Raw genomic sequence first — 8,519 nt, 5'->3', positions numbered from 1 at the left:
GTTGCGATTGATGGTAAGCGATTGAAAGGTTCATTTAATCAGTCAGATAGGCGCGATGCACTTTATATGGTCAGTGCATTTGCGTGCGAAAATGGTGTTGTTTTGGCGCAATGCCCTGTTGATAAAAAGTCGAATGAAATAACAGCGTTACCAGAGCTTCTTGAATTACTGGAGATAAAAGGCTGCTTAGTCACGATTGACGCGATGGGGTGTCAAAAATCAATTGCAGAGACAATAGTGGATAAACAAGCCGATTACCTACTTGCAGTAAAAGCGAACCATAAAGGACTGCTGTCACAAATAGAGAATGCTTTATTACCTGAGGTCACACGACAAGCGTCCGAAGGAGTTTTGTTTAATGAAGCCGATTATCATAAAAACAGAGAAGAATTCAGGTGTTGTGCTGTTAGTCATAACGTAAGTGATTTATCAGAAACGAGCAATTGGAAAGATGCCAAAACAGTGGGAGTTATTGTTTCTTATAGGAAAGAAAAAAACAAAGTAAGCAATGAGTTATGCTATAGATACTACATCAGTTCAGCATATTTATCGGCGGAAGAACTCGCAAGATCCGCACGGCAACATTGGCAAATAGAGAATGGATTACATTGGCGTTTAGATGTCGGATTTAAAGAAGATGATTGCCGAATTAGGCGTGAAGGTGCAGCACCTGTATTTGCGGGGCTGAGACACATCGCATTTAATCAGCTAAAAGCAGAAACAAGCTTTAATAAAGGCATGCCCGCAAAACAGAAAAAAGCTATGCGCAGTACAGGTTACCTTGAAAAGGTATTGAAATCATAGGCTTTTTTCATGCTCTTGCCCTGACGAAGCTCCTGTAAGCGATGCTCAAGCAAATACTGAACCTTCTGTATCAGAGTAAATTGAAAGCGCGGTTTATACTGCGCTTTATTTTTGCAGCTAATTTATACTTATTTAAAGTTTATTTAAACGATAAAAGCCCGACATTTTTATAATGCCGAGCTTTGGACTTTATTAAGGTTTCCATGAAACGTTATATGTAAAGTGACAACTCTTTACTTTTCGGTTGTCTTTGTTTTCTCTTTACGTATTTTTCGCTTTTCTTTTAACGTCATTTTTGCTGGTTTTTTAGCTTTTTCTTTACTCATTATAAATAACTCCAATTAAATATATAAAAATTAATAAATAAAAATTGAAATGATTTACTCTATATAATTCTCCTTACTATTAATTGCTAATATTTGCCAAGAGTGAAAACATCCATATTCTTTACACTCAAAAATGTGACCTATTTTATGTCCTAAAAGATCAGTACCTATAGAAGAGTGTAATGACACAACATTATTACATAGCCCCTTTTCTGCAGCCGGAACTAAGCTTATACGGCGTTTATAACCCGTATCAGTATGCTGGATGACTACGGTACAGCCAATTTGTACATGTGGGCTAAACTTTGACCAAGGTCGTTGTGAATACTCTATTTTTTGCAACACATGCGCGAGTTTCAGCGGATGTAAAAATGCTGAACTTTGGCTTAAATAGTTTTTATACTTATAAAAAGCAGGGGTTTTGTACCCGAACAGAAAAGCAAACACGGACTAAATCTCCACGAAAACTGAACCGAACTTAAATTTAAAATAATACAGTGAGACTGCCGAGTGTAAGAGTTACACTCGGCTTAAATGTCGAAGGTGAGATTTGTTTTTTGTGGATGAGATATTAATATAAACATGATGTTCCTCTTATTTAAAGTAATCATACCTCATAAAAATATTATATCAATGGTGTTTTATAATTTAAAAATAAAGATATTAATTTAAATTTACTAGTGTGCGTTAATTCCATGTTTTTTTGTGCGTAGCGTGCGTTTTGATACTAAATAATATGCCACAGGAACAAAGTAAAATGACAACACAGTGGTTAATACAGTACCACCTGCGATAGCGACGGCAAACGGAGGCCAAAAACCTCCGCCGGCGAGTATGAGTGGTAAAAAGCCACCAACGGTGGTGATGGTAGTGGAGCTGATATGGCGTGAGCAAGTCATCACAGCGGCAACGATTTTGTTTTTATCAGTGAGGGCTTGCAGTGAATTTAACTCTGATAAAATGACAATGGCGGCATTTATGGCCAGTCCCATTAAGCCCAATAAACCAATGATCACAGTAAAACCAAACGGGTAGCCAGCAATAAATACACTGAGCAAGCCCAGCATTGCAGCTTGCAGGGCGTTTATTAAGATTAGCCCTGTGGTGGTAAATGAATTAAATGACATCACCAGTACGGTGATCAATAACACGACAATAATCCCCACTTGGCCAAGCAATTTACTAACCGCTTCGTTGCGTTTTTGCGACTCACCACCGAGCTCTAATCTGTAGCCATGGGGTAATACAAAGCCTGATTGTGCAATGGTGGCGGTCACTTCATTCAGTACGGTTTGCGGTAATACGCCAGTTGCTAAATAAGCTTCGATAATATTAACACGTTCACCGTCACGGCGAGCGATAGAGCCACGAGAAGGGCTCAGTGTTGCACTGGCAAATGATTCAATCACTAGCGGTTGTGCAGTATCTATTTGGTTTGAACTAGCTGGCGTATTTAACTGCGTACTAAATAGCGAGCTAATATCATCTCGGTGCTTATCTGCAACTCTAACGCGTACGGGAACGGTTTCGGTATTATCAATAATACTGCCGACCACGACACCATTGAACTGGTTTTGTAGTTGGGTTGCCATGTTACTTAGGCTTAATCCTGCATGAGTCAGCGCTGCTTCATCGGTGTTTAACCATAGTTTAGGCGAGCCCGACAATAAGGTTGGACGGGTGTGGGTTATATCGTTATGAGCAATGAGCTGCGTGCGTAATTGTTGGCCCAGTTCAGAGAGAGTATCTAGGCTTGGGCCATAAATACGCATTTCAATTGGTGCATTGAATGGTGGACCTTGCTCAAGCTTTCTGACTAAAGTTTGTGCGTTTGGAAATGCTTTATCAAGTTGTATTTGCAAGCTTTTTATTAACTCGTTGGCACGTTTAAAGTCGGTTACTTTTACCATCGCTTGCGCATAGTTATTGGCGCCGCGATTACGCTGGAGCATATTATAGTAAAAGCTTGGGAAATTAGTTCCGATCATCCAATCGAGCTTTTCAATGCCTTCAGATTGCCGAATTAGTTGATCCATTTTCTCTATGGCTTGTCGAGTTGATGTAATACTCACATGAGGGGCAAAATGCACTTCAATTTGAAACATATCGCGATCTGAGGGCGGGAAAAACTGCTCGGTGAGTTGTCCTGCCCCAAAAAAACCGGCAACAGGGAGTATAAAGACCAGTAGTAAAGTGAGTATTGGTTTTTCTAGGCTACGTTTTAACGTTGCTTCAAAGCGTTTACTGAGTTTAGGTGTGCGTATACCTTGATAAAAGATACCAGTACGCTGTTCGTTATTGATAAATTGCCCTGCAAATACCACCACTAAAGAGTGTGAAATCAGGTATGAACCAATTAAGGCAAAAATAACACTTAAGGCAATACCGCCAATAAACTCTCCTGCAGCACCTGGCATCAACACAATCGGTGCAAACGCTAAAATAGTTGTTAGAGTTGAGCCAAGCAGTGGAAGCCAAAAATGTGCCACGGCTTTTTCTACTGCGGCTAAAGCTGTTAGGCCTTGTTGGCGAAAGCGCTGAACAGCATCGGTGATGACAATGGCGTTATCAACCATAATGCCCAGGGCCACGACTAAACCGGTAACCGACATTTGATGAATAGGTAAGCCATAGAGCTGCATACTTACTAACGTAAACAATACGGTTAAAGGTAACGCGGTGCCGACAACTAGAGCAGCTTTAAAACCTAAAGTGATAAATAGTACCACTAGAATAAGCACAAACCCCACGGTAATATTGCTGAGTAAATCGGATAAACGAGTTTGGGTATAACCGCGTTGATCAAAAATATCTTGGAGTAAAATTTGGCTTGGTAAGTCTTGGCTAAAGTTATCGATGGCGACATCAACACGCTTAGAAAAAGTATCGATACGCAAGTTTGGTAACATGCGGATCGCAATATAAATACCGGGTTTTCCATCAATTAATGCAATTTCGTTCACGGGGGTTTTTACTGAGCGAGTAATTTGGGCTACATCAGAGAGTTGATATTGCCCTGCATTTTGATTACTACTTAGTGGAATTGCGCCAATGCGAGCAATCGAGTCAAACGCACCGGTCACTTCAATTTGCATTTGCGATTTGTCATTTGTAAGGGTACCAGCGGCTACTTTTGCATCTGCACCTTGAATAGCTGCATGAATATGCGCTAAAGGAATACCAGCTAAACTGGCTTTTTGTTGATCAACCGCAACTAAAATTTCCTCATCAACTTGGCCAAAAAAATGCACCAACTCCACACCTGAAACATTACGTAATTGATTTTGCAGTTCTTTTGCATAGCGATTAACCGTTGCTAATGTGGTTATATCGTCATTGGCGTTAAGCGATAAGATACGAGTATAAGCATAGCCACGCTCGTCATCCAGTAGCGGTGATGAAGCATTTACTGGCAACTGGTTGTTGACATCACCTAATAAATCACGCATTCGCGACCAAATGGGTTTAACGTTCGTGACTTCGTCTTTTAGCTCAATGGTGATCACTGAGAGCCCAGGACGAGAAATCGACGATAAATGCTTTACTTCAGCTTGGGATTTTAGTTTTTGTTCGATTTTCTCACTTATTTGCACCTCAACTCGTTCAGCACTGGCGCCAGGTAAAGCAGTGGTTACGATAGCGATACGATTAGTTATTCGAGGATCTTCACTGCGCGCTAAGCCACTGATCGCAGCTAAACCACTAACGATAAGTAACGCCACTAAAAGCGCTTGGACACGCCCGTGATTAAATAAATAGCGGATCATCACAGCACCTTGGTTGGTTGATTTGCAACAACATTAACCGAAATGTTGGCCGACAGCTTATGCATGCCATTGGCAACAATTTGCGCACCATTGTGTAATGGGGCGCCAATAAACGCATAGCCATCATGGGCATAATAAAGCTGCACAATGATAGGTTTTAGTACCTTGTTTTTTATTTGATAAACCTGCCAAGTACCGCGCACACCATCGGCAAGGGCATCAAGAGGCACCCAAAAACCGCTTTGTTGCTGATATTGTTGCACTGTTAATTTTGCTAATTGACCAGCATAAACAACTGCGCTACTTGGCAAAGCAAAGCGCATTGTTAAGGTTTGTGTATGTGGGTCGATACTCGCTCCTTTACTGATAGATTGTGCAGTAAAGTTTTGTCCGGCAATCTCAATGTCCATGCTATTTTGGATGGTGCTTTGCAGTGTCAGTGGGATCCCCATGCTAACTTGCGCATGTTGGTTTTCGATTAAACGCACAATCGGTGTACTGGCTGCAACAATTTCACCTTGTGAGGCAAAGCGCTGGCCTAAAATACCGTTGAATGGCGCGGTTAAATGTGCCTTTTCAGTGCGGATACTGACTTCATTCAAGCTTGCTGCTATTGCGGCTAGTTCTGCGTTAAGTACAGCGATATTGGTTTTAACTTGGTCAAGTGCCGAGGTGGCCGAGTAGTTCTTTTTATCAAGTTCTGCTAAACGCTTTTTTTCAAGTTCAGCGAAGGTAAGTTGTGCTTGAATTCGTTGTTTTTGCGCCTGAAGTTTTTGTTCTTCGATAACTAAAAGCTGCGTATTTTGGCGTGCAATAATATCACCTTGTTTTACTTGCTCGCCTTGATCAAAATAAATTTGTGCAATTTTTCCTGGAAATTCAAAACTCAACTTTGCATCGTTTTGTATGACCACTTTGCCACTAAGCGTACGTGTTTGATAATAGCCTGCCTCTTGTTGTACTGTGTAGGCAGCTACATGAACCAGACTTTCGCCGTAACATATAAATGGTGTGAATAAAATGAATGCACTAAGCAGATATTTTTTCATTATAATATCCTTATTTATCGCCATGTTAAATCAGCGTGGTTAGTCAGGTGCATTAAACACAGTTATGCTTTGTGCTAGACGCAGAATGATTTAGAATTGGACTCAAGAGTCTAATTTTGTATAAATATAAATCAATCAAACTAGACTGTCTAGTTTGATTTGAGGTGAAAATGGAAATAACTACCCTAAGTCGGTCAGAACAAAAACGACAACAAATTATTACAGCTGCAACGACCTTGTTCATGGATAAAGGCTTTCCTAATACCAGCATGGATCAAATTGCTAAATTAGCCCAAGTATCTAAACAAACGGTTTATAGTCATTTCAAAGACAAAAATAATCTATTTGTTGAAACTGTAACAGCGCATTGTTCCTCCTCAAACTTACGTAAAGAGCGTTTTGAGCCAGCGCAAAGCCTAGAGGAAAACTTACTACGTGTTGTGACTAATTTTATTACACTGGTATTTTCACCCGAGGCATTGAAAGTATACGACACGTGCGTAGCGCACAAAGATGAATACCCTGAGTTGGCCTTATTGTTTTATGACGCCGCCCCTAAAGTAGTGATGCAGCAGGTAGAGGTCTGCTTATGTAGTATTGCACAGGCGGGCTTGCTTGATATCGACAACCCTAAGTTTGCCACGTTACAGTTACTGGGCATGGCCACAGGTGATTGGAAATTACGCCATGCACTTGGGCACGCAAAAATTAATGATGTACCGCCAGCAGCATATATTGAAGATTGCGTAAGGCGGTTTATTAAAATGTATCGCTAAGGCTTTTGAGTAACCACTTACTGCAATATAAATTCATCGATAGGTTGTTTAGTTAATTTACCTATTTGCTTAAAAATGAAAATAATTGCTCCGCCTAATAGCACCATAGTCGGCGCCACAATGACTGGGTAGCTTAACCAAGTCATACGTCCTAACTCTTCGGCATAAGCTGTGGTGCCTGGCATACTAACAACAATACTTTTTGCTAAAAAGTAGTTGAGTGTTGCAGATAAAAAGAACGCACTGGCAACAATAAAACCGGCAAGACGCATTTTTGCATCAAATACCGCGGTGTTGTTTTGTTGCTCTAACGAATGCATAAGTTTATCAATATCAAGCAATTCAGGATTAATTAGTAATTTACGGATCAGCGGATAAGGGGTGTACTGGCTGATCAATACAATCACACCAATAATTGCTGGTACCATCGCTTCTTTAATCGCGATATAAGCTGGGTCAAGTTCAAATAAACTGATACCGCCAGTAAGTAGTACGCTGATAATGCCAAGTACTGAGAAAAAGTTTACTTTGCCTGATTGTTTAAGTTCCCACAAACCAAATAACAGCGGAAAAGCAAGTGCTACCACTACTGCCCATACCGGGCCTAACGTATCAGGTGTACTAAAGCGGCTTAAAATCACCGCAGGTAAAATAATATTAAAAATTATATTACTGAAAAAATTACTCTTCTTTTTTGCCGCTGTCATTATGCATCAATCATTGGTATTCAATACATAAAGTATATACACAAGTTACTTTAAGATATAGACCCGCTGTGTTGCAGTAGTTACAAGTAAGTTTAGGATAATTTGCTTTATGCAGACTGCTTTAATGAATCTGAGATTTCATCACAGTGCTGTTTTAAAATTTCGATAGCCAGTTTGGTTTTACCTGCCAAAATATCTCTTGCTGGGGTAATTGCATACACACTGTAGGTTGGCAGTTGCCAGTCAGTGCATAACTCAACGAGTTCTCCTTCTAGCAATAATGATTGTACTTCTGGCTTTGGTAAAATTGCATAACCAACGCCATCACACACTAATTGAATAATACTGTGCATGTTATTAACCACGATACGTGGTTTTGGGAGCGCTTTTTTTTGGCTGTTTAAACTATGCGTTAATGGGTGATCTGCAGTGCAATGCGAGATACGAGTATAATGGTTTAACTGCCAAGGCGACAGTGTGCAATGCTCAGCCAATGGGTGACTTTTATGTACACATAATACGAGTGGCCACTTCGCCAAAGGCCGAGCAACTAAACTTGAATCATCCAGCGGGCCAATCGCTATAGCCAAATCAGCGCCCGACTTTATTATATCAAGGGGTTCGTCAGATAAAGTCAGTTGCACATCAAAATAAGGGTACTGGTTGGTTAATTTTTTAAGCGGTTCACTTAATATTCCGCCACCAAATCCAACCGGTGCTACTAACTTTAATTGACCACTAGGGCTGTTTTGTAAAAATTGCAGCTTTTCACCAGCTTGTTTTGCAGCGGTGAGGATGGTTACACAGCTTTGATAATAAATCTCGCCAGCCTCGGTGAGTGTCAGTTCTCGTGGACTGCGATTAAATAAGCTCAACTTAATATCAAGCTCTATTTGTTTGATTTGTTGGCTAATTGCTGATGTGGTCATGGCAAGATCAACTGCGGCTTTACTCATACTACCCGTTTCAACAATGCGCACAAATACAGTTAATGCGCGAAGTAATTTTGTATTCATTTGGTTAAGTCTTACTTAATACTGTTTTAAGAAAATACACATTGTAGAAAAAGGAACATCTCACTACCATGCAA

At 40.4% G+C, this 8,519-nt stretch carries 7 protein-coding genes; 2 read left to right on the top strand and 5 right to left on the bottom strand.

Going from position 1 to position 8,519, the window contains the following annotated elements:
• Nucleotides 1-804, top strand: an 804-nt coding sequence (locus tag H5201_RS08605) for an ISAs1 family transposase (protein WP_182784249.1), incomplete at its 5' end; no start/stop codon positions are given.
• A 380-nt stretch (nucleotides 805-1,184) separates the two neighbouring features.
• On the opposite strand, the gene H5201_RS08600 is transcribed toward H5201_RS08605, so the two are convergent.
• The 3 genes from H5201_RS08600 to H5201_RS08590 all read right to left on the bottom strand — a co-directional run bounded on the left by H5201_RS08600 (nucleotide 1,185) and on the right by H5201_RS08590 (nucleotide 5,946).
• On the bottom strand, nucleotides 1,185-1,577 hold the full coding sequence (locus H5201_RS08600) for a GreA/GreB family elongation factor (RefSeq protein WP_182730903.1): 393 nt from the start codon (nucleotides 1,575-1,577) through the stop codon (nucleotides 1,185-1,187).
• A 230-nt stretch (nucleotides 1,578-1,807) separates the two neighbouring features.
• A complete protein-coding gene (locus H5201_RS08595) occupies nucleotides 1,808-4,897 on the bottom strand; it encodes an efflux RND transporter permease subunit (RefSeq protein ID WP_182717756.1) in 3,090 nt (1,029 codons plus the stop codon).
• Nucleotides 4,897-5,946, bottom strand: a complete 1,050-nt coding sequence (locus tag H5201_RS08590; protein WP_182717757.1) for an efflux RND transporter periplasmic adaptor subunit — start codon at nucleotides 5,944-5,946, stop codon at nucleotides 4,897-4,899. The genes H5201_RS08595 and H5201_RS08590 overlap by 1 nt, the downstream gene beginning before the upstream one ends.
• A gap of 170 nt (nucleotides 5,947-6,116) precedes the next feature.
• Here H5201_RS08590 and H5201_RS08585 point away from each other — a divergent pair, with 170 nt between their 5' ends.
• Nucleotides 6,117-6,722 carry a TetR/AcrR family transcriptional regulator gene (locus H5201_RS08585; protein WP_145234238.1) on the top strand — a complete coding sequence of 202 codons (606 nt, stop codon included), beginning with the start codon at nucleotides 6,117-6,119 and terminating at the stop codon, nucleotides 6,720-6,722.
• Nucleotides 6,723-6,739: 17 nt separating this feature from the next.
• On the opposite strand, the gene H5201_RS08580 is transcribed toward H5201_RS08585, so the two are convergent.
• Together H5201_RS08580 and H5201_RS08575 are read right to left on the bottom strand one after the other, a co-directional pair.
• Complete coding sequence (locus H5201_RS08580) at nucleotides 6,740-7,429, bottom strand: VC0807 family protein (protein WP_149980025.1); 690 nt, start codon at nucleotides 7,427-7,429, stop codon at nucleotides 6,740-6,742.
• A gap of 107 nt (nucleotides 7,430-7,536) precedes the next feature.
• Nucleotides 7,537-8,445 (bottom strand): LysR family transcriptional regulator, encoded by a 909-nt coding sequence (locus tag H5201_RS08575; protein WP_182784247.1) that lies wholly within the window; start codon nucleotides 8,443-8,445, stop codon nucleotides 7,537-7,539.
• Nucleotides 8,446-8,519 lie beyond the last annotated feature (74 nt).

This window comes from Pseudoalteromonas sp. SG43-6, from assembly GCF_014164365.1.
GTDB lineage: Bacteria > Pseudomonadota > Gammaproteobacteria > Enterobacterales > Alteromonadaceae > Pseudoalteromonas > Pseudoalteromonas rhizosphaerae.
This window is presented reverse-complemented; position numbering and strand designations above follow the sequence as displayed.